Source organism: Roseateles flavus (genome assembly GCF_039872765.1).
Lineage (GTDB): Bacteria > Pseudomonadota > Gammaproteobacteria > Burkholderiales > Burkholderiaceae_C > Roseateles_B > Roseateles_B flavus.
Genome location: NZ_JBDPZC010000003.1, coordinates 24,249 through 45,101, shown reverse-complemented (window position 1 = coordinate 45,101; position 20,853 = coordinate 24,249). Strand labels below are relative to the sequence as shown.

At 69.5% G+C, this 20,853-nt stretch carries 17 protein-coding genes; 14 read left to right on the top strand and 3 right to left on the bottom strand.

All coding sequences use genetic code 11. The annotated features are described in order from the left end of the window. Positions 1-23 precede the first annotated feature (23 nt). The 9 genes from ABDJ40_RS08065 (at position 24) to ABDJ40_RS08025 (ending at position 11,300) form a co-directional block, all read left to right on the top strand. Entirely contained in the window at positions 24-1,634 is a 1,611-nt protein-coding gene (locus ABDJ40_RS08065; RefSeq protein ID WP_347608599.1) for an AMP-binding protein, read from the top strand. 35 nt (positions 1,635-1,669) lie between these two features. After that, complete coding sequence (locus tag ABDJ40_RS08060; protein WP_347608597.1) at positions 1,670-2,875, top strand: ABC transporter substrate-binding protein; 1,206 nt, start codon at positions 1,670-1,672, stop codon at positions 2,873-2,875. A gap of 176 nt (positions 2,876-3,051) precedes the next feature. Next, entirely contained in the window at positions 3,052-3,972 is a 921-nt protein-coding gene (locus ABDJ40_RS08055) for a branched-chain amino acid ABC transporter permease (protein WP_347608595.1), read from the top strand. Then, entirely contained in the window at positions 3,973-5,001 is a 1,029-nt protein-coding gene (locus ABDJ40_RS08050; RefSeq protein ID WP_347608593.1) for a branched-chain amino acid ABC transporter permease, read from the top strand. Next, positions 4,994-5,761, top strand: coding sequence for an ABC transporter ATP-binding protein (locus ABDJ40_RS08045; RefSeq protein ID WP_347608591.1), 768 nt, complete (start codon positions 4,994-4,996; stop codon positions 5,759-5,761). The genes ABDJ40_RS08050 and ABDJ40_RS08045 overlap by 8 nt, the downstream gene beginning before the upstream one ends. Continuing rightward, complete coding sequence (locus tag ABDJ40_RS08040; protein WP_269629471.1) at positions 5,758-6,471, top strand: ABC transporter ATP-binding protein; 714 nt, start codon at positions 5,758-5,760, stop codon at positions 6,469-6,471. Before ABDJ40_RS08045 ends, ABDJ40_RS08040 begins: the two co-directional genes overlap by 4 nt. Positions 6,472-6,481: 10 nt before the next feature. Next, positions 6,482-6,955 (top strand): acyl-CoA thioesterase, encoded by a 474-nt coding sequence (locus ABDJ40_RS08035; RefSeq protein WP_347608586.1) that lies wholly within the window; start codon positions 6,482-6,484, stop codon positions 6,953-6,955. Beyond that, positions 6,952-7,359 carry a RidA family protein gene (locus tag ABDJ40_RS08030; protein WP_347608583.1) on the top strand — a complete coding sequence of 136 codons (408 nt, stop codon included), beginning with the start codon at positions 6,952-6,954 and terminating at the stop codon, positions 7,357-7,359. The genes ABDJ40_RS08035 and ABDJ40_RS08030 overlap by 4 nt, the downstream gene beginning before the upstream one ends. A gap of 335 nt (positions 7,360-7,694) precedes the next feature. After that, complete coding sequence (locus ABDJ40_RS08025; RefSeq protein ID WP_347608580.1) at positions 7,695-11,300, top strand: carboxypeptidase regulatory-like domain-containing protein; 3,606 nt, start codon at positions 7,695-7,697, stop codon at positions 11,298-11,300. Between the two features lie 61 nt (positions 11,301-11,361). Here the strand turns inward: ABDJ40_RS08025 and ABDJ40_RS08020 are convergent, their stop codons facing one another. Continuing rightward, positions 11,362-12,120 (bottom strand): substrate-binding periplasmic protein, encoded by a 759-nt coding sequence (locus ABDJ40_RS08020; RefSeq protein WP_347608577.1) that lies wholly within the window; start codon positions 12,118-12,120, stop codon positions 11,362-11,364. Positions 12,121-12,252: 132 nt separating this feature from the next. Here ABDJ40_RS08020 and ABDJ40_RS08015 point away from each other — a divergent pair, with 132 nt between their 5' ends. Then, complete coding sequence (locus tag ABDJ40_RS08015) at positions 12,253-12,708, top strand: hypothetical protein (protein WP_347608574.1); 456 nt, start codon at positions 12,253-12,255, stop codon at positions 12,706-12,708. A 59-nt stretch (positions 12,709-12,767) separates the two neighbouring features. Next, entirely contained in the window at positions 12,768-13,991 is a 1,224-nt protein-coding gene (locus ABDJ40_RS08010; RefSeq protein WP_347608571.1) for an esterase/lipase family protein, read from the top strand. 243 nt (positions 13,992-14,234) lie between these two features. Here ABDJ40_RS08010 and ABDJ40_RS08005 read toward each other — a convergent pair whose 3' ends face one another. Together ABDJ40_RS08005 and ABDJ40_RS08000 are read right to left on the bottom strand one after the other, a co-directional pair. Next, positions 14,235-14,846, bottom strand: coding sequence for a PEP-CTERM sorting domain-containing protein (locus tag ABDJ40_RS08005; protein WP_347608568.1), 612 nt, complete (start codon positions 14,844-14,846; stop codon positions 14,235-14,237). Positions 14,847-15,258: 412 nt separating this feature from the next. Continuing rightward, the gene (locus tag ABDJ40_RS08000) at positions 15,259-16,170 is read right to left on the bottom strand and encodes a LysR family transcriptional regulator (protein ID WP_347608565.1); all 912 of its coding nucleotides are present in this window, start codon (positions 16,168-16,170) and stop codon (positions 15,259-15,261) included. Between the two features lie 130 nt (positions 16,171-16,300). Between ABDJ40_RS08000 and ABDJ40_RS07995 the strand changes: the two genes are divergently transcribed. The 3 genes from ABDJ40_RS07995 (at position 16,301) to ABDJ40_RS07985 (ending at position 20,842) form a co-directional block, all read left to right on the top strand. Further along, a complete protein-coding gene (locus ABDJ40_RS07995; protein WP_347608562.1) occupies positions 16,301-17,479 on the top strand; it encodes an acyl-CoA dehydrogenase in 1,179 nt (392 codons plus the stop codon). Positions 17,480-17,845: 366 nt separating this feature from the next. Then, entirely contained in the window at positions 17,846-19,882 is a 2,037-nt protein-coding gene (locus ABDJ40_RS07990; RefSeq protein WP_347608559.1) for a S8 family serine peptidase, read from the top strand. Positions 19,883-19,948: 66 nt separating this feature from the next. After that, a complete protein-coding gene (locus ABDJ40_RS07985) occupies positions 19,949-20,842 on the top strand; it encodes a Rossmann-like and DUF2520 domain-containing protein (protein ID WP_347608556.1) in 894 nt (297 codons plus the stop codon). The last annotated feature ends 11 nt before the right edge of the window (positions 20,843-20,853 follow it).

Below are 20,853 nucleotides of genomic sequence, written 5' to 3'. Positions count from 1 at the left end.
CAAAGATCACGAGGAGACCGTCCATGCATCGCAGTGCCCACACCGACAGCTTTGCCCGGGACCGGCTGCCGCCGACCGAGCAATGGCCCGATCTGCTGTTCGAACTGCCCGCGCTGCAGTTCCCAGAGCGCCTCAACTGCGCCAGCGAGCTGCTGGATGCCTGGGTTGACCAAGGCCTGGGGGACAGGTCTTGCCTGACGGGCGCGCGCCACCGCTGGACCTATGCCCAGCTGCAGGCCGAGGCCAACCGCATTGCCCACGTGCTGGTGCAGGACATGGGCGTGCAACCCGGCAACCGCGTGCTGCTGCGCGGCGGCAATTCGCCCATGCTGGCGGCCTGCTGGTTCGCCCTCCAGAAGGCTGGCGCGATCGCCGTGGCCACCATGCCCCTGCTGCGGGCCAAGGAACTGGGCCAGATCGTCGCCAAGGCCCAGGTCACGCATGCCCTGTGCGATGCGGCCCTGGGCGAGGAGCTGGCGCGGGCGCAGGTGGAGCATCCGGTGCTGCAGCGGATCGTGCACTATCACTCGGAGGCTGAAGACGGGCTGGAGGCGCTCGCGGCAGGCAAGCCCGGGCAGTTCCAGAACGTGGACACCGCCTCGGACGACGTCTGCCTGATCGCCTTCACCTCCGGCACCACGGGCCAGCCCAAGGGCACCCTGCACTTCCATCGTGACGTGATGGCCATCTGCCGCTGCTGGCCGCCGCACTGCCTGAAGGCCACGGCGGAGGACGTCTTCATCGGCTCGCCTCCGCTGGCCTTCACCTTCGGCCTGGGCGGCCTGGTGCTGTTCCCGATGAGCGTGGGCGCCTCCAGCGTGCTCCTGGAGAAGGCGACCCCGGACGTGCTGCTGGGCGCCATCGCCCAGCACCGCGCCACCGTGTGCTTCACCGCACCCACCAGCTACCGGGCGATGGCGGGGCAGGTGGGCCAGCATGACCTGACGTCGCTGCGCAAGTGCGTCAGCGCCGGCGAGGCGCTGCCGGCGGCCACGCGGGCGCTGTGGAAGGAGGCGACGGGCATCGAGCTGATCGATGGCATCGGCGCCACGGAGATGCTGCATATCTTCATCTCGCATGGCGAATCGGACGCCCGCCCAGGCGCCACCGGCCGCGTGGTGCCGGGCTACCAGGCCTGCGTGCTGGACGAAGAGGGTCAGGTCTTGCCGCCCGGCTCCATCGGTCGCCTGGCGGTCAAGGGTCCCACGGGCTGCCGCTACCTGGATGACGAGCGCCAGCGCAACTACGTGCTCAAGGGCTGGAACCTCACCGGCGATGCCTACCTGCAGGACGCCGACGGCTACTTCGTCTACCAGGCCCGCACCGACGACATGATCATCTCCGGCGGCTACAACATCGCCGGTCCCGAGGTGGAGTCGGCCCTGCTGGCGCATCCGGCCGTGGCTGAATGCGGCGTGATCGGCCAGGCGGACGAGGAGCGCGGGCAGATCGTCAAGGCCTTCGTGGTGCTGCGCCCCGGCCACAAGGCGGGCCCCGAGCTGGTGCGCCAGTTGCAGGACTACGTCAAGGCGACGATCGCTCCCTACAAGTATCCCCGTGCGATAGAGTTCCTGCCCAGCCTGCCGCGCACCGAGACCGGCAAGCTGCAGCGTTTCAAGCTGCGCCAGCCCTGAGCTTCTTTCCCCCAAATGACCGGATGGAGACCCGCATGAGCCTGCCCCGCCTGTTCCGAAAGCAAGACCTGACCCCCACGCGCGCTGTCGCTGCAGCCCTGGCCCTGACGGCGCTGGCGCCGGCTGCGCAGGCCGCCGACAAGATCAAGGTCGGCATGCTGAGCACCCTGTCCGGCGCCGGTGCCGGCCTGGGCGTGGACATCCGTGACGGCTTCAATCTTGCGCTCAAGCACAAGGGCGGCAAGCTGGGCGGGCTGCCGGCCGAGGTGGTGATCGCGGACGACCAGCAGAACCCCGACGTCGCCAAGCAGGCCACCGACCGCCTGCTCAAGCGCGACAAGGTCGACGTGATGACCGGCGTGGTCTTCTCCAACATCATGCTGGCCGTGGGCCCCACGGTGTTCGACAGCAAGACGCCCTATGTGTCCGCCAACGCCGGCCCCTCGCAGTACGCGGGCGAGCAGTGCAATCCCTTCTTCTTCAACGTGGCCTGGCAGAACGACAACCTGCACGAGGCCGTGGGCAAGGTCGTCACGGACAAGGGCTTCAAGAAGGTGGTGCTGATCGCCCCCAACTACCCCGCGGGCAAGGACGCCATCACCGGCTTCAAGCGCTTTTACAAGGGCGCGGTGGCCGAGGAGATCTACACCAAGCTGGGTCAGCTGGACTACGCCGCCGAGCTGGCGCAGGCCCGCGCGGCCAAGCCGGACGCCCTGTACATCTTCCTGCCCGGTGGCATGGGCATCAACTTCATCAAGCAGTTCGTGGGCGCCGGCCTCTCGCGCGACATCACGCTCTTCGGCCCCGGCTTCTCGGCGGACGAGGACGTGATCAAGGCCGTGGGCGAGCCCATGCTGGGCATGTTCAACAGCTCGCACTGGGCGCATGACATGGACAACGCGGCCAACAAGCAGTTCGTGGCCGACTTCCAGAAGGAGTACGGCCGCCTGCCTTCGCTCTATGCCAGCCAGGGCTACGACGCCGCGCTGCTGATCGACGGCGCGGTGGCCGATGTGAAGGGCCGGATCGAAGACAAGCCCGCCCTGCTCAAGGCCCTGAAGGCCGCGCACTTCACCTCCGTGCGCGGGGCCTTCAAGTTCAACAACAACCAGTACCCCATCCAGGACTACTACTTGCGCATCATCGGCAAGGACGGCCAGGGTCGGGTCACCAACAAGACCCTGGGCAAGATCTTCAGCCAGCATGCAGACGCCTACGCGCCGCTCTGCAAGATGAAATAGCCCGCCCCCCCTACCGGCTTCGCCGGCCCCCCAGGGGGGCGCGCATGCAGGACCGGCAGAGCCGGATCCTCATGCGCTGTGCGGGCGGCCGGCTTGGGGAAGGGGATCTCTTCTTGCCAACTGCGCTGGACCCGCGATCCCCGCTGGGGACACCTTCTTGATCGTGCCTGCCTCTGATGGACCTCGTACTCATTGCTGAACAGTTGCTGAACGGCCTGCAGTTCGGGCTGATGCTCTTCCTGCTGGCCGCCGGGCTGACGCTGGTGTTCGGGATCATGGACATGATCAACCTGGCTCATGGCTCGCTGTACATGGTCGGCGCCTACCTGGCGGCGGCGGTGGGGGCGGCCACGGGCAGCTTCGTGCTGGGGCTGCTGGCGGCGGTGGCGGGCACGGCGGTGCTGGGCATGCTGCTGGAGGTGAGCCTGCTGCGCCGGCTCTACCAACGCGACCACCTCTCGCAGGTGCTGGCCACCTTCGCGCTGATCCTGATGATCAACGAAGGGGTGCGCATCCTCTGGGGCGAGCAGCCGCTGATGCTCAACACGCCGGCCGCACTGTCGGGGCCGGTGGAGCTGCTGCCTGGGCTGTTCTATCCGGCCTACCGGCTGCTGATCATCGGCGTGGGCCTGGTGGTGGCGCTGGGGCTGTGGTGGGGCGTCACGCGGACGCGCGTGGGCATGTGGGTGCGGGCGGGGGCGTCCAACCGCGCCATGGCCCAGGCCCTGGGGGTGGACATCCGCAAGCTCTTCACCCTGGTCTTCGGCCTGGGCGCCGCCCTGTGTGCGCTGGCCGGCGGCCTGCTGGGCCCGCTGCTGGCGGTGCAGGTGGGCATGGGGGAGAGCATCCTGATCCTGGCCTTCGTGGTGATCGTCATCGGCGGCATTGGTTCCATCCGCGGCGCGCTGATCGGCTCGCTGCTGGTGGGGCTGGTGGATACCGCCAGCCGCACGCTGCTGCCGGCCCTGCTGCGCGCGCTGGCCTCGCCGGAGCTGGCCTCGAGCCTGGGCCCGGCGCTGGCATCCATCCTGATCTATGTGTTGATGGCTGCGGTGCTGTTCTGGCGTCCGCAAGGCCTCTTTCCTGCTCGGCGCTGAATGTCTGTCTCCACCACTTCCACCGCTGCGTCTTCCTCCACGCCCCTGAGGCTGGACCACCCGGGCCTGGGCCTGTGGGGTCAGGTCTTGCTGCTGCTGGCGCTGGCCGGCCTGCCCTGGCTGCTGCAGCTGATGGGCCAGGAGTTCTACACCGGTGTGGCCACCCGCGTGCTGATCTTCGCCATCGCGGCCAGCAGCCTCAACCTCATCCTGGGATTCGGCGGCCTGGTGAGCTTCGGCCATGCGGCCTTCATGGGCCTGGGCGGCTACACGGTGGGCGCGCTGATGAACGGCGGCGGCCTGGGCCAGCAAGCCCTGGTCGCCTGGCCGCTGGCCATGGCGGTGAGCGCCTGTGCCTCGGGCCTGGTGGCCCTGGTGGCGCTGCGCACGCGCGGGGTCTACTTCATCATGATCACGCTGGCCTTCGCGCAGATGTTCTATTACCTGGCCGTGTCCCTCAAGGCCTATGGCGGGGATGACGGGCTCCCGCTGCCGCAGCGCTCCCTGCTGCCGGGCGTGGATCTCAAGGACGACACGAGCTTCTACCTCTGCGTGCTGGCCTGCTTTGCCGGTTGCATGGCCCTGCTGCAGCGCCTGCTGAACTCGCCCTTCGGCCTGCTGCTGCAGGGCGTGCGCGAGAACGAGGGCCGCATGCGCGCCCTGGGTGCGCCCGTCTTCGGTCTGCAGTGCAGCGCTTTCATCCTGGCCGGTGCACAGGCCGGCCTGGCGGGCGCGCTGCTGGCCAACCTCAACGGCCTGGTGAGCCCGCAGATGCTGCACTGGGCACAGTCAGGCCAGCTGATGGTGATGGTGATCCTCGGCGGTGCGGGGGCGCTGTGGGGCGGTCCGCTGGGCGCTGCGGTGTTCCTGCTGCTGGAGGAGCTGCTGTCGGCCTACACCCTGCACTGGCAGCTGGCCCTGGGCCTGCTGCTGCTGACGGTGGTGATGGTGGCGCCCAAGGGTCTGGCGGGCCTGCTGGCCGGCCTGCGCATCCGCCGGGCGCAGCGGGGGGAGGGCGCCCATGGCTGAGCTCCTGCGCGTGCAAGGCCTGGTCAAGCGCTTCGGCGCGCTGCGGGCCACGGACGAGGCCAGCTTCGAGGTGCTGGAGGGCGAGGTCCATGCCCTCATCGGGCCCAACGGCGCGGGCAAGACCACGCTGATCCATCAGATCGCGGGCAGCCTGCGGCCTGACGGCGGCTGCATCCGCTTCCGGGGGCAAGACCTGGCCCCCTTCGACATGGCCGCGCGTGTGCAGGCCGGCCTGGTGCGCAGCCACCAGATCACCAGCGTCTTCCCGCGTTGCAGCGTGCTGGACAACCTCGTGCTCGCGGTGCAGACCCGCCGCGGCGGCGCCCGGCAGTGGTGGCAGGCGCGCCGCACCCAGATCGTGGTGATGGCCGAGGCCGAGGCTCTGGCGCAGAAGGTGGGCCTGAGCTCGCAGCTGGAGCGCGCGGCCGGCAGCCTCTCGCATGCCGAGCAGCGCCAGCTGGAGATCGGCCTGGCCCTGGCCGCCAAGCCGCGCCTGCTGCTGCTGGACGAGCCCATGGCCGGCATGGGACCTGACGAATCCGAACACATGCTGGAGCTGCTGCAGCTGCTGCGCCTGAACATGACCCTGCTGCTGGTGGAGCACGACATGGACGCCGTCTTCCGCCTGGCCACGCGCATCTCGGTGCTGGTGGGCGGGCGGGTGATCGCGAGCGGCACGCCCGAGCACATCCGTGCCCATGCAGGCGTGCGCGAGGCCTACCTGGGCGACGAGATGCCCGCAGCGGAGGACGCGGCATGAGCGAGACGGTGCTGGAAGTCCGCGGCCTGGAGGCTGCCTATGGTCGCAGCCCTGTGCTCTTCGGCCTGGATCTGGACGTGCGCCAGGGCGAGGTGCGCTCCCTGCTGGGCCGCAATGGCATGGGCAAGAGCAGCCTGATCAAGTGCCTGGTGGGCTGGCTGAAACCCGCCGCCGGCCGGATCCGCCTGTGTGGCGAGGACGTCACCGGCTGGTCGCCCGAGCGCATCGCCCGGCAAGGCCTGGCCCTGGTGCCGGAAGGGCGGCAGATCTTCCCCAATCTCAGCGTCGAGGAGAACCTCGTCGCCTTCGCCGCCAACCGGCGTGGCCTGCCCCGGCCCTGGACCCTGGCCCGCGTCTACGAAGCCTTCCCGCGCCTGGCCGAGCGGCGCCATCATGGCGGGGCACAGCTGTCCGGGGGCGAACAGCAGATGCTGGCCATCGCCCGCGCGCTGATGACCAACCCGCAGCTGCTGATCCTGGACGAGGCCACCGAGGGCCTGGCTCCCCTGGTGCGCGAGGAGATCTGGCGCGTGCTCGCCGAGCTGCGAGCCCAGGGCCAGACCATCCTGGTGGTCGACAAATACGTGCAGCGCCTGCTGCGCCTGGGCGATGCGCACCACATCATGGAGCGCGGCCGCATGGTGTGGCAGGGCGACTCGGCGGCGCTGGAGGCCGATCCGGCCCTGTGGCAGCGCTACCTGGGTGTCTGAGGAGCAAGGCATGAGCGAGACGGACATCAGCAGGGCACCGGCCCCCCGATTCATCTTCGAGCGCGAGGAGCGCGTGCGCTTCGGCCATTGCGACCCGGCCGGCATCGTGTTCTACCCGCGCTATTACGAGATGCTCAATGCCGTGGTGGAGGACTTCTTCACCTTCGGCCTGGGCATTCCCTTTGATCACCTGCTCGGCGCGCGCCGCGTGGGCCTGCCCACGGTGCAGCTGGACAGCGGCTTCGAGCGCATCAGCCGCATGGGCGATGTGCTGCGCCAGCGTGTGGCCCTCGAGCACCTGGGACGCAGCTCGCTGCGCCTCTTCCATCACTACGAAGGCCCCGACGGACGACGGGCCTGGTTCCGCCAGTCGCTGGTGTGCACGTCCCTGGAGACCCACCGTGCCCAGCCCCTGCCCGACGACATTCGCAGCGCCCTGCTCGCCTTGAGCAGCCCGGGCGGCCTGCAGGAAAGCACCCCATGACCACGACTCCCAAGACCGTTCTGCAGCCCGCCGACTGGGCCGCACCCAAGGGCTATGCCAACGGCGTGGCCGCCACCGGCCGCCAGCTCTTCGTGGCGGGCCAGATCGGCTGGAACGCGCAGTGCCAGTTCGAGAGCGACGACTTCGTCGACCAGGTCCGCCAGGCCCTGCAGAACATCAAGGCCGTGCTCGCCGAGGGCGGTGCCGGGCCCGAGCACATCTGCCGCATGACCTGGTATGTGCTGGACAAGCGCGAGTACTTGGCCCGCGGCCGGGAGGTGGGGCAGGTCTACCGCGAGGTGCTGGGCCGCGAGTACGGCGTGGCCATGAGCGCGGTGCAGGTCGCGGCGCTGATGGAGGACCGGGCCAAGGTGGAGATCGAGGTGACGGCGGTGCTGGGCTGAGGGCGCTGATCGCCCATCGCTCATCGCCCGCCGTCGAGCCGGCATGAGGGGCCTGGCGGCATGACCCGCCCAAGCAGGGGGTGGCTTACAAACCATTACCTCTCCCGGCATGCCGGGGCTGGCCCGGGCGGCAGAATCCGCGGCGACATCAGGCGGCCCCCTGCGCGGCCCGGCGTGCCCGCGTGCGGGCAGGTCCGGGGCGATGCAGGCCGCTGATCCTTAGCAATCTTGTCCTGGACGGACGGGCTGGTCCACAGCGTGCCGCAGAGCGCGTGCAGCCCCGCAGCTGACGTTGGGTCGAGCTGCCCAAGTCCAGGCGCCTCGGGAGGAATCTCATGCGAAATCATGGCTGGCGCCTGCGCTTTGGCGCGTGCCTCGTGAGTCTGGCCGCCGCGCTGAGCGGCTGCGGCGGCGACTCGTCAACACCCACCCCCACACCCGAACCCCCGATCCCGCCGGTCGTGGTGAAGACGGGCTCCGTCAGCGGCTTCGTCTATGAGGCCGGCACCGGCTTGCCGATCGCGGCCGCCACGGTGCGCAGTGGCACGCTGAGCGCCACCACCGATGCCAAGGGCGCCTTCACGCTGGCCGAGCTGCCGGTGGGCGACGCGCTGCTGGCCATCAGCCATGCCGGTCACGCCGGTCACCAGACCAAGACGCAGGTGCAGCAGGGCGTGGCCAGCGCCGTGAGCGCCAGCCTGGTGCGTGTGGGTGCCACGGCCAGCGTGAACGCTGTCAGCGGTGGCTCGGCCCAGGTGCCGAACTCGACGGCCCGGGTCACCCTGCCCGCCAATGCCGTGGTGGACGCCAAGGGCGCCGCCTACACCGGCACCATCGCCGTGGAGATCACGCCCATCGATCCCGCGACCGATGCGGCCCGCATGCCCGGCGGCTACATGGCGCAGCCGGCCACCGCAGGCGCCGCCCCGCAGCCCATGGAGAGCCTGGGCGCCCTGACCGTCATGCTGCGCGACAGCGCCGGCCAGGACCTTCAGCTGGCCAAGGGCGTCAACGCCGTCATCCGCATCCCGCTGGCCACGCGCTCGGCCGAGGTGCCCGCGACCATCCCGCTCTTCTACCTGAACGAGACCACCGGCCTCTGGGTGCAGGAAGGCGAAGCGCGCCTGGTGGGTGAGGGCAGCCAGCGTTACTACGAAGGCCAGGTCAGCCACTTCACGACCTGGAACGCGGACCGCGTCTATGACTCCATCCGGGTGCACGGTTGCGTGCAGGACGACAAGGGTCAGCGCAAGTCCGGCGTCCCCGTGTTCGCCGACGGCGTGGACTACAGCGCCCGCACGACGGCCTACACCGGCAGCACCGGCGAATTCGATGTGGTGATGCGCCGCGGCAGCGTGGCCACCCTCTTCGCCCAGACGGGCGACCTGCTGTCCAATTTCGTCAAGGTCGGCCCTTCGTCGACCGACATCACCCTGCCCAGCTGCCTGGTGCTCAGCGCCAGCACGTCGGCCCCCGTCATCCTGCAGCAGCCGCAGGACGCCAACAGCATGGTGGCCTGGCCGACCCCGTTCACCGTCTACGCGGCCGGGGCTCGCACCCTGAGCTACCAGTGGAGCCGCGACGGCGTGCCCATCGCCGGCGCCACCCAGAGCACCTTCGAGTTCGTGCCCACGGGCGCGGCCGACGACAACGCCCGCTTCACCGTCAAGGTCAGCAACGAGTTCGGCAGCGTCACCAGCCTGCCGGCCACTCTGCACCTGACGAGCGCCGCATCGCCGGTGATCTACCAGCAGCCGGCGAGCCAGAAGGCCGCCGTCGGGGCCACCGTGACCTTCCGCGTCGACGCCAATGCCGCCGGCTTCCCGATGAGCTACCAGTGGCAGCAGCTGCGTGCCGGCGCCTGGACCGACATCGCAGGCGCCACCGCCGCCAGCTACACCACGCCCAAGCTCACCGCGGCCGACAACGGCGTCGGCTTCCGTGTCGTGGTGACGGCCAACAAGAAGTCGGTGAACTCCGACACGGCCCTGCTCAGCGTGGCCGTGCCCCTTGCCCCCGTCATCACCACGCAGCCGCGTGACCTGACGGTCAGCGTGGGCCAGAACGCCTCGCTGTCCGTGGTGGCCGAGGCCAACGAGATCGCGCCGGTGAGCTACCAGTGGCAGCGCAATGGCGTGGACATCGCCGGGGCCACCTCGGCGAGCTACGTCACGCCCGTGCTGGAGCTGAAGGACAGCGGCAGCCGCTACCAGGTCGTGCTCAGCAACAGCGTGGGCAAGGTCACCAGCAGCAGCGCTACGGTGACGGTCAATGCAGGCAGCTCGGGCGGCTCCGGCTATTACCTGCTGTCCTACGCCGGCCCCTCGGTGAACGTCACCACCACCTTCGCTGACGGTCCTGAAACCTCGGGCACGCCGGCCTTGGTGGCCGTCAAGGCCGACAACCCTGGCCTGGGCACCAGCACGGTCGAGGCCGGTGGCCAGATGTCCTTCTGGAACCACAGCGTCATCCAGGCCAGCGTGTCGGGTGGCCAGGTGAGCAATGTCCAGCAGCGCTACTACGCCTACTTCAAGGGCAACCGCCTGTACAAGGTGGACCAGTCCATCAGCAGTGGCGTGCCGGTGCCGGCGCTGTTGTCCAGCCTGAAGAGCAGCGAGGTCTGCGGTCGCTCCAGCGTCACCATGGACCTGGCAATGCTGGATGGCATGGGCAGTGACTTCGCCGATCCGTCGCGCTCGTGGATGTTCATGGTCGCACCCGGCCCGGACGGCCGCTGCGACACCAGCGCCGACAACCAGGCCTGGGCCGTGCGCCTCAACATGGATGGCGGCAGCTCCGCCCGTCTGATCGACATGCCCGTGGCGGAGATCCGCAACAACGACGGCACCCTGGCCGGCTTCGTGCTGCGCAAGGGCACGCAGCTCAGCCGGGTGGACGCCGACCTGGGCTCGCCCACGGCCCTGTTCAAGCTGGGCAGCGCCGATTTCAACAACCTCAGCGACGGCAACATCGGCTCCTCGGGCCCGGGCATCTGGCTGTTCATCGAAGGCGGCAAGCTCTACGGCGTGGACCTGGCCAAGCTCGATGGCGCCAAGCTGCTGGCCACCCTCGCGGCCGACGAGAGCCACCAGGGCACGGTGGTCAGCGATGGCCCCCACGGCTACCTGGCACTGACGTCCCTGAGCGGCACCCGCATCCTGCACATCACCGACACCCTGGCCGTCGACACCCTGGCCACGCTGGACGTGCAGGCCAGCGACGTGCAGCTGACCTCCAGCCATGTCGTGGTGCAGAGCCTCGGCCTGAGCGGCAAGAAGGGCCAGGTCATCGGCATCGCCCGTGCGGGCGGCGCGAAGAGCGTGCTGTACACCCTGGCTGATGGCGAAGCCTTCGGCCAGTCCCAGACCTCGGGCGGCAATGTGTACGTGAATGTGCTGGGCATCGGCCCCAGCCCCTCCGTGCGCACCCTGATCAGTGCCCCCGACGGCGGCTCGCAGCAATGGCTGCCGGGCAGCATGGTGGTGGGCTGGATGGGCGCCAAGACGTGGCCGGTGCGTTCCTGGCTGGGAGGCTCGGCCAGCTGGGCCCTGTTCCTGGTCGATGGCGCCGTGGGTCCCTTCAACATGTCCGGTGGCACCCTGCGCAGCGTCCAGGGCGACACCCGCCAGACCCTGGTCACCTACGGCAAGCTGCCCACCGGCCCGATGGCGACCAGCTATGCCTATGTGTTCAACTACGGCCAGGCCAGCCTGCTGCCCGTCTTCAGCGTGGACGGCAGCGGCAGCGGCAGCAGCTTCATCATGGATCTGCTCTACCTCAAGACCGATGCCCCGGGCCTGACGCGCATGACGAACTTCCTGCCCAGCGCGGCCAGTCCTTCCGCCAAGGCCACCCAGGCGGCAGAGGGGCGCCTCAAGCGCTTCAGCGCCGCGGCGGCCAGGCCGGCCGCCCTGCGTCGCGCCCAGCGCGCCGCCCGCTGAGCACGGCGGACTCTCCAGCGAAGCGCCCCTCACCGGGGCGCTTTTTTCTTCCGGGCGGCCGCTAGGGCAGGGCGGGGATGGCCTCGTCGATGCGTTGGCGGACCTGGGCGGACATGGAGCGCTTGCACAGGATGTAGCGGTACTCCTCGGCCGGCACATCCGGGAACTGCACGACCAGGAACTCGCTCATGGGATAGCCGGCCTGGCGAACGAAGATGCCGGCCTCCTCGGCCGTGGTGATGATGGCGTCCGCGCGGTTGCGCTTGAGCATCTGCACCATGGCCGGCACCTCCAGGGATACCTGCTGCACCTGTGCCGGCGGCATGCGGGCGATCAGCGCGTTCATGTAGGCGCCCTGCGAGAAGTTCTGCTTGAGCAGCAGCCTCACCTTGGGGCTCTGGAAGAAGTCCCGGGCCGTGGTGCCGGGCTCCAGCGGGAAGTCCGCACGCAGCAGAGCGATGAGCGGCTTGTCGCGCAATATGGGCTTGCTGAACCAGAAGTCGGCCTGCCGCTGTGGCGTGGCATACCAGGCGGGCGAGCAGGCCACCTCCGGTTCCTTGCGCAGCGCCAGCAGGATGCGGTTGGCGGGCATGCGCACCCACTCGAAGCGCAGGCCGGCACGGTGCAGGATCTGCTCGGTGGTGTCCGCGAACAGGCCGGTGACGCGGCCCTGATCATCGGTGTAGTGGAACGGCGGGCGCTCGTAGTAGTAGAGGCGCAGCGGGGGCTCCCCGGCGTCGGCGGGTTCCCCGAAGGCGGGCCCGGCGCGAAGCGCCAGCAGCGGTGCCAGCGCCGTCGCCAGGGCAAGGACAGCTCTCATGCCACACCTCCCTGTCATGACCGCCGGCCAGCGCCCTGAGCGTGGCCGGCAGCCTGGATGTGGGCGATCATAGTCAGCTTCATGGATGAGGAGCCCGGACAATTGACACGGACAAGAAACACAGGAACAGGCATGCAATTGAACAGAACGCTCGTGGCCACCACTCTGCTGGCCCTCATGGGGACACCCCAGGCATGGGCGCAGGATTGCGCCGGCACGCGCACCGCCACACCGGCAGATCTGGCGCGCGGGGAGGGCGTCGCCTTGCTCAACAGCATGGGGGCGGCCTGCCGCTCCCAGCAGCCGGAGCGCTTCTTCCGCCTCCAGACCAGTCAGGCCCGGGCATCCGCCGAGCGCGCTGGTGACAAGGCCGGCCTGTTCAGGAACTACTGCGAGTTCACCGACCGCGCCCTCAAGGCGCTGGGTGGCGATGCGGCAGCAGGCGTGCATACGATCGGGCCGCACAAGGGCCGGACCCGCTGCGGCGTGCCGGCGTCCTTCTGGTTCGTGCACACGAAGGATGGCGAGCTGGCCCTGAGGCTGGAGGTCGCCGTGGAGTCCGGGCAGCTGAGGATGGACACGCATTGAGCGCCCCTGCCGCCCGCTGATGCAGAATGGCCCGTCACCACCAGACGGGGAATGCGGGCATGGCTGAACCTCCTTCGCGCCGCGGGCATCCGGTGCGCGGCCTCGTGAAGCTCACGGCCAGCGCCACGCTGGCCCTGGCAGACCTGGTCGAAGCCGTGCATGCCCGCGTGCTGAACGGCCCGCTGGCGGCCGGACGTGAGGCCCCGGACCGCGCCGGCGGGCTGACGGGGCTGGTCTATCGCAGCATCCGAGGCGTGACGCGGGTCGCGGGTGCGGGGGCCGACGAACTGCTGGCCTTGCTGGAGCCCGCGCTGGGCCGCAGCACCGGCCTGCCGCAGGGTGATGCCCTGGTCTCGGCCCTCAACGGCGTGCTGGGGGATCACCTCGAGCGGACTCACAACCCCTTGGCCATTCCCATGGCGATTCACCACGGCGGGCATCCGCTGGACCTCCAGTCCGGCGCGCTGCCTGAAGGGGGGGATGCGCCCCTGGTGATGCTCCATGGCCTGTGCATGAACGAGCAGCAGTGGCTGTACGGCGGCCATGACCACGGCGCCGTGCTGGCCCGGGATCTCGGCTATACGCCGCTCTACCTCCGCTACAACACCGGACTGCACATCGCCCGCAACGGCCAGGCCCTGGCGACCCTTCTGGAACGCCTGGTGGCGCAATGGCCCGGCGAGCTGCGCCGCCTGACCCTGCTGGGCCACAGCATGGGCGGCCTGGTGGCGCGCAGCGCGCTGCACCAAGGCGCCGTTGCAGGGCACCGCTGGCCTTCGCTGGTGAGCGATCTGCTGTTCCTGGGCACGCCCCACCACGGCGCGCCGCTGGAACGCCTGGGTCACTGGTTCGAGCGCTTGCTGGAGCAGACGCCCTATGCCACGCCCTTTGCACGCCTGGGCCGCGTGCGCAGCGAGGGCATCACGGATCTGCGCCACGGCAGCCTGCTCGAGGAGGACTGGCAGGGACGCGATCGCTTCAGCCCCGGGCCGGCGCTGCCCCGGCACCTGCCGCTGCCGGCTCAGATCCGCTGCTACACGGTCGCCGGCAGCATCGGCGCCCGCCGCGACGACCTCAAGGACCGCCTGCTGGGCGACGGTCTGGTGCCCCTGGACAGCGCCCTGGGCCGCCACCCGGACCCTCAGCGCACCCTGGCTTTCGCGCCCGAGCGGCAGTGGATCGGCTACGGCCTGGGCCATCTGGCCCTGCTGGGCGATGCCGAGGTGTATGCGAAGCTGCTGCAGTGGCTGAGGCCAGTCCGTGACAAGGCCCTGCGCCGCTGAGGGCTCAACGCCCCAGCCGGGCCGCCAGAAAGGCCTGCCGCAGGGCGGGTGACGAGTCCTGCCGCAAGGCCGCGAACACCCGGCTGCGCTCCATGGCCTCGGCCAAGGGGCTTGAACACGGCGCCCTCAAGTGCAGCACCGCTGACCGGGGCATTTCTGCACAGCCAGGGCTGACGGACAGGGCAGGGACGGCTTCGTCAATGCGGCGCTGGATCGGGCCGCTCCAGGCAGAGCCCGGGGCATTCAGGCTGCCTGGGCGCCCGCCCGGTGCTCGCGATTCAGCGCAGGCCGGCTCTTGCGGCCCAGCCAGCCGAGTGCCGCGACGCCTGCCAGCAGGAGGCTGGGGGTGCCCGGCTCGGGCACTTCCTCGCGAAACTGCACCTGAGTCACGTCATTGAAGGCGACGTCGCGTATGGTGGCCGATGCCTCGACCAGGTCGACGGAGCCCCACAACGCCGTGATGCGGTAGGAGCCCTTGAAGCTCGTCATGATGGGCTCCAGCGGGCGGTCCGTCTCCGACGAGCGATACATCTGCAAGCCCCAGGCGGATGTCGGTCCGAAGTTCCACTCGGTGATCGTCGTCCAGATGACCGGGATGGAGGACCGAGAGGCGTCGTTCGCATAGAAGACCTCGAGCTTGACCTTGTCGTACCCAGAGAGAATGTCGCCACGGTAACGCTGCAGGATCAGCAGGCCGCGGGCAGGGGCGGACGTGTCGACCAGACCGGAGAGATCGAAGTCGTACTGCACGTAGTCGCCATTGGCCAGCACCAGTGCCTGGGCAGGCGCCATGAAGCAGGCGGCAGCCAGGGCTGCGGCGCCCAGGCGCATGGCCGGTCGATTGAGGAAGCTCATTATTGAACCTTGCTGTTCTATGCCCTGGCGCGCATCTCGCTGGATCGCGGCCTGGACATTTTTGTTTTCGTTATTGCCGGGCTGCCTCGGAGCCGGTCCGAAACGCCCGGATGATTTGCGAGAGTGGCGAGGCATGGCACTGACTTGCGCCCGCTCGCACTCTGCCCGAATCCACGCCGGTCACTCGGTGACCCTCCCCGGATTGGGGCGCAAATTATGTCATGCCCCTTGTGAGGGCCTCCAGGGGGCGTTCTGGGCCGGTCATTCGCTGGCAAGACCAAGGTCAGGTCTTGCCCGTTGAAACATTGAGTCAGCCGGCACGCGGCCGCAGGGCCGGGCGCCGTGTCGGCGGGTACCGCTTCAGCCGTGCCGGAGCGCATCGAGGGCATCGACAGCAGGCTCGGCGCCGGTCTCAAGCGCTCCGGCACTCCTCCAGAAAAGCGACCCGCAAGGCCGGCGCCGAGTCCTGCCGCCAGGCCGCGAACACCCGGCTGCGCTCCATGGTCTCCGCCAGCGGCTTGAACACCGCACCCTGGATGCCGGCGTCCCGGAAGGCCGCGGGCACGATGGACACGCCCAGCCCCCGCGCTACCAGGGACACCACCGACAGCCAGTGCCGCCCCTCGTGCTGCAGGCGCGGGTAGAAGCCCTGCTGGCGGCACATCTCGACGATGCGGGCGTGGTAGTCCGGCGAGCCGCGGCGGGAGAAGAGGATGAAGGGCTGGTCGCTCAGGGAGGCCAGGGCCACACGGCGCTTGCCCGCGGCCGCGTGCGAGGCGGGCAGGCAGGCCAGGAAGGGTTCGTCGTACAGCGGCTCGCAGGTGAGGGCAGGGGGCAGGCGGTCGGTGTGCAGCAGGGCCAGGTCCAGCTCCTCCTGGAGCAAGGCCTGGATCTGGTCCTGCGAGTTCAGCTCGATCACCACCACCTCCACCCGGGGATGGGAGTCCTGGAAGGTGGCCAGCCAGTCGGGCAGGCCATGGAAGACCGTGGAGCCCACGAAACCCAGGCGCAGGCGGCCGACCTCGCCGGCCTGCACCTCGCGGGCCTGGGCGCAGGCCTCCTCGAAGCGGCCCAGCAGGGCCTGCGCGCTGGCGCGGAAGCTCTCGCCGGCGGGGGTGAGGCGCACGCCCTTGCTGTCGCGGTCCAGCAGCCGCGCGCCCACGGCCGACTCCAGCTGCTGCAGCGCCACGGACAGCGGCGGTTGCGACATCGCCAGGCGCTGTGCCGCCCGCCCGAAGTGCAGCTCCTCGGCCAGGGCCAGGAAGTAGCGCAGATGGCGCAGTTCCACGCGGGAGAGGGCGGCGGTCGCCAGTGAGCTTGCCATATTCGCTGCCTATCGTTGAATGGCTTATTCGTATTGGACACGAATCGTCTCACAAGGAATACTTGTCGCCCATCAAGGTGCAGCAAAGCCGCCCCGCAGCGATCGAGACAAGACTGGACAGGAGATCATCATGGCCACCAAGGCAAGCTTTCACTGGGACGACCCCCTGCTGCTGGACCAGCAGCTGACGGCCGACGAGCGCGCCGTGCGCGACGCCGCCCGCGACTATTGCAGCGAGCGGCTGATGCCCCGCGTGCTGGAGGCCTTCCGCCATGAGCAGACGGACCCGGCCATCTTCCGCGAGATGGGCGCCCTGGGCCTGCTGGGCCCCACCATCCCTGAGGCCTACGGCGGTGCCGGCCTCAACTACGTCTGCTATGGCCTGGTGGCGCGCGAGGTGGAGCGCGTGGACTCCGGCTACCGCTCCATGATGAGCGTGCAGAGCTCCCTGGTGATGGTGCCCATCCACGAATTCGGCAACGAAGCCACCAAGCAGAAGTACCTGCCCAGGCTGGCCACCGGTGAATGGATCGGCTGCTTCGGCCTGACCGAGCCCAACCACGGCTCCGACCCCGGCTCCATGATCACCCGGGCCAAGAAGGTGCCGGGCGGCTACAGCCTCACCGGCTCGAAGATGTGGATCACCAACAGCCCCATCGCCGACGTCTTCGTGGTCTGGGCCAAGGACGATGAAGGCGCCATCCGTGGCTTCGTGTTGGAGAAGGGCTGGAAGGGCCTGACGGCGCCGGCCATCCACGGCAAGGTGGGCCTGCGTGCCTCCATCACCGGCGAGATCGTGATGGACGAGGTCTTCTGCCCCGAGGAGAACGCCTTCCCCGAAGTGCGCGGCCTCAAGGGCCCCTTCACTTGCCTCAACAGCGCCCGCTACGGCATCGCCTGGGGCGCTCTGGGTGCGGCCGAGTTCTGTTGGCACATGGCGCGCCAGTACACGATGGACCGCAAGCAGTTCGGCAAGCCCCTGGCGGCCAACCAGCTGGTTCAGAAGAAGCTGGCCGACATGCAGACCGAGATCACCCTTGCGCTGCAGGGCTGCCTGCGCCTGGGCCGCATGAAGGACGAGGGCACGGCCGCGGTGGAGATCACTTCCATCATGAAGCGCAACAGCTGCGGCAAGAGCCTGGACATCGCCCGTACCGCGCGCGACATGCTGGGGGGCAACGGCATCTCCGACGAGTTCGGCATCGCCCGCCACCTGGTGAACCTGGAGGTGGTCAACACCTACGAGGGCACGCATGACATCCACGCCCTGATCCTGGGCCGCGCGCAGACGGGCATCCCCGCCTTCTGAGTGCCGCGCGGCACCCGCATGGGCCGCCGCGCCTCCCGTCTCCATCGACCGGCGCCGGCCGTCCCGCCCCGGCAGCGCGGCCGGATCCTTCCTGCACCCCGACGCAGGCGCACCGCGGTGCGAGCGATGCAGTCAATGGCTCCAGAGAGGGGTGTTGCGGCGCGCGACTGGCCGTGAATTGGTCACCTCCTGGACGTTTAGGGTTTCCTGGAATTCACGCGGTTTCAAATTGAGGGGTTCGGGGCGCGAAAGGGATTGTTTTCATCGCTGACCGCGGTCGTGGCCGCGGGTGGTGTGCTGGTCGGGTGTGGCGGCGGGACCGCGTCGCGCGAGGACGCGCCAGGCCCGTCGCGAGCCTCGGTGGCGGTGAACGCTGAGCCTGCCGAGGCTGCTGACGTCCTGAGCACGCCGCCTCGATTGCTGCTGCGCCTGCGCCCCTCGGCGCTCAAGACCCAGGCCCTGCGCATGTCCCAGGAAGCCCTGGTGAGGCTCAATGCCCAGGGCGGGCAGCGCATCGAGTGGGCGCGCCAGGCGGCCCTGGACACCCGGGTCGTCTCCGCCCCCGAGGTCCGCACGAAGGCCGGGCTGAGCCAGCTGGCTCAGAAGCTGAGCCAGCTCAAGGAGGTCGAGTTCGCCGAGCCGGACCACCGGGCGCAGATCGCCGCCACGGCGAACGACCCGGGCTTCGCCCAGCAGTGGTTCCTGGCAGAGCCCGAGCGCGTTGCCGGCGGAATCAATGCGAACTATGGCTCGGGCGTCACGCTCTCCGCACCGGGGGGCGACGACGATGCGCTCATCCTCTCTCTCGGTGACGGCGGCAGCACGACGCCCCGCAACGACGGCACCACGCTGTACGCGGCCGGCACCAGCATGGCGGCGCCGGTGGTGTCCGCCACGGCGGCGCTGGTGCTCTCGCTGAATCCGGCGCTGACGCCGGACCAGGTCAAGCAGATCCTGACCAATACCGTCAGTGCCTTCAAGCGAGGCACCGGCCGTGACTGCTCGCTGAGCCTGTGTGGCGCCGGGCAGGTCAACGCCCTGTCCGCCGTGCGGGCGGCGGCGGCGGGCGAGGTGGGCGCCACGCTGGCGGCTCCTCAGTCGGGCTGGTGGTGGAACGCGGGCGAGGGCGGCCGGGGCTATGCCATCGAGATCCGCAACGGCGGCCTTTTCATGGCCGGCTTCCTCTATGAACGCAATGGTGATCCCACCTGGTTCGTCGTTAACGGCCCGATGAGCGATGCCCGCACCTTCTCCGGCCAGATGCTGCGCTACGAGGCGGGCCAGACCCTGACCGGCAGCTACAAGTCCCCGAACTACCTCGGGGAGGTGGGGGCCATCCGGCTCGAGTTCAGCAGCGCCACGGCCGGACGCATCTTCTGGCCGGACGGCAGCAGTACCAGCATCCAGCGCTACGACATCGTCAGCGGCGGCTCGCGCCTGCCGCAGGGGGGCTTTGCACCCGAGGCCGGTTGGTGGTGGAACGCCTCCGAGGGCGGGCGCGGCTTTGCGCTGGAGGTGCAGGGCGACCAGATCTTCATGGGCGCCTTCATGTATGACGGCAACGGCCGCCCGACCTGGTACGTGACTGGCGGCAAGATGAAGAGCGCCACGAGCTACGAGGGCAGCTGGCTGGCCTATCGCGGAGGGCAGGCCATCGGGCAGCCCTACCAGGCGCCTTCGCTGGTGCCGGTTCCGCAGTCCATGGTGCGCCTGAGCTTCTCCGATGCACGCAACGCCCAGCTCACGCTGCCGGATGGACGGCAGCTGGCCCTCAGCCGCTATCTGGGCTTCGGCACGGACACGCCCCTGCTGGGCGAGCCCGAGGGCGTGCGCATGCTCAAGCCGGTGCTGGGGGACTGGTTCTTCCAGTACAGCATCCTCACGTCCTGGACGGAGGACTTCACCTTCTCGCAGATCATCTCGGGGGTCTCCGACGAATTCGAGTACTTCGCGCAAGGCCTGGACAAGTACGACAGCCTCACGCTGGCCACCTACAGCAGCAGTGCCAAGTCCTACTACATGTACACGCTGAATCCGAGCTGGTCGAGCTTCGACAGCTTCTATGAATTCACCTGGAACGGTCCGGGCACCATCGCCAGCGGCTGCTACTACCTGGTCTACCGCTCGACCAAGGACCTCTCCAGCTGCTACACGCTCACCGGCATGCGGCTCCGCAGCGGCGGCGTGCAGTCACGGCCGCCGAGCTTGAGCGAGGGCCAGCTGGCGCAGGCACTGCAGATGCGCCTGGCGGAGGTGCAGAGCCTCGGGATGCCGGGTCCGAAGGCCGCCCAGGCCTTTGGGCAGACCCAGCGGCGAGCCATGGGCGCTGCTGTTCCTGAGAGCCCGGGCGAGATCGCTCGCAAGCTGCGTGACAAGGCGCAGCTGATGCAGCTCCAGCCCTGAGCACCGTCCGGGGCCGGACTGGCGCCCGAGCCGTCCGGCCGCTGACGGGATGGTATGTTCGCGGGCATGAGTCCACGTATCGCATTCATTGGAGCCGGGCGTCTGGCGCAGTGCCTGGCGCCCGCGCTGGCGGAGCAGGGCGAGGCGGTGACGGCCATTGCGAGCCGTGATCCGGCGGCGGCCCAGCGGCTGGCGGATCAGTTGCCCGGGGTGCACGCCCTGCCGGCTGCCGACTGCCTGGCTGTCGCGGACATCGTCTTCCTGAGCACCCCGGACGACGCCATCGAGGCCCTGGCCGCCAGTCTGCCCTGGCGGCGCGGGCAGGCTGCCGTGCACTGCAGCGGTGCCACCGGCCTGGACGTGCTGGACACGGCGCACCGCGCCGGCGCCATGGTCGGGGGCTTCCATCCCCTGCAGATCTTTTCCGATCCCCGGACGGCCCGCGAGCGCCTGAAGGGCTCGGTGGTGGCCATCGAGACACCGGACGGATCGCTGGGCGAGCAGCTGCATCGCCTTGCCGGACGCCTGGGCCTGCGCCCGCTGGCCCTCAGCGGCAGGCAGCGGGCGGCCTACCATGCCGCGGCCAACATCGCGGCGAGCGGCGTGCTGTCGGTGCTCAGCGAGGCCTGCAGCCTGTTCGAACAGCTCGGGCTGGCCGCCGACCAGGCCCTGGCGGCCCTGATGCCGCTGGCCCGCGGAGCCCTGGACGCCGCCTCGCAGCGCGGCCTGCCAGGGGCCATCGCCGGCCCGGTGGCCCGGGGCGATGCGCGGGTCCTGGCCGCCCATCTGCAGGTGATGGCGGCGCGCGACGACGAAGCCCTGCAGCTCTATCGCTGGCTCAGCCAGCGCCAGCTGGATCTGCTGGCTGACAGCGGGAAGCCCGAGCCGGCGGCGCGCTCGGCGCTGGCCGCGCTGCTGGCGGCCAGCGCCGAGCGGCCTGCGCCGATTGGCAAGACCTGACCCCCTCTGGC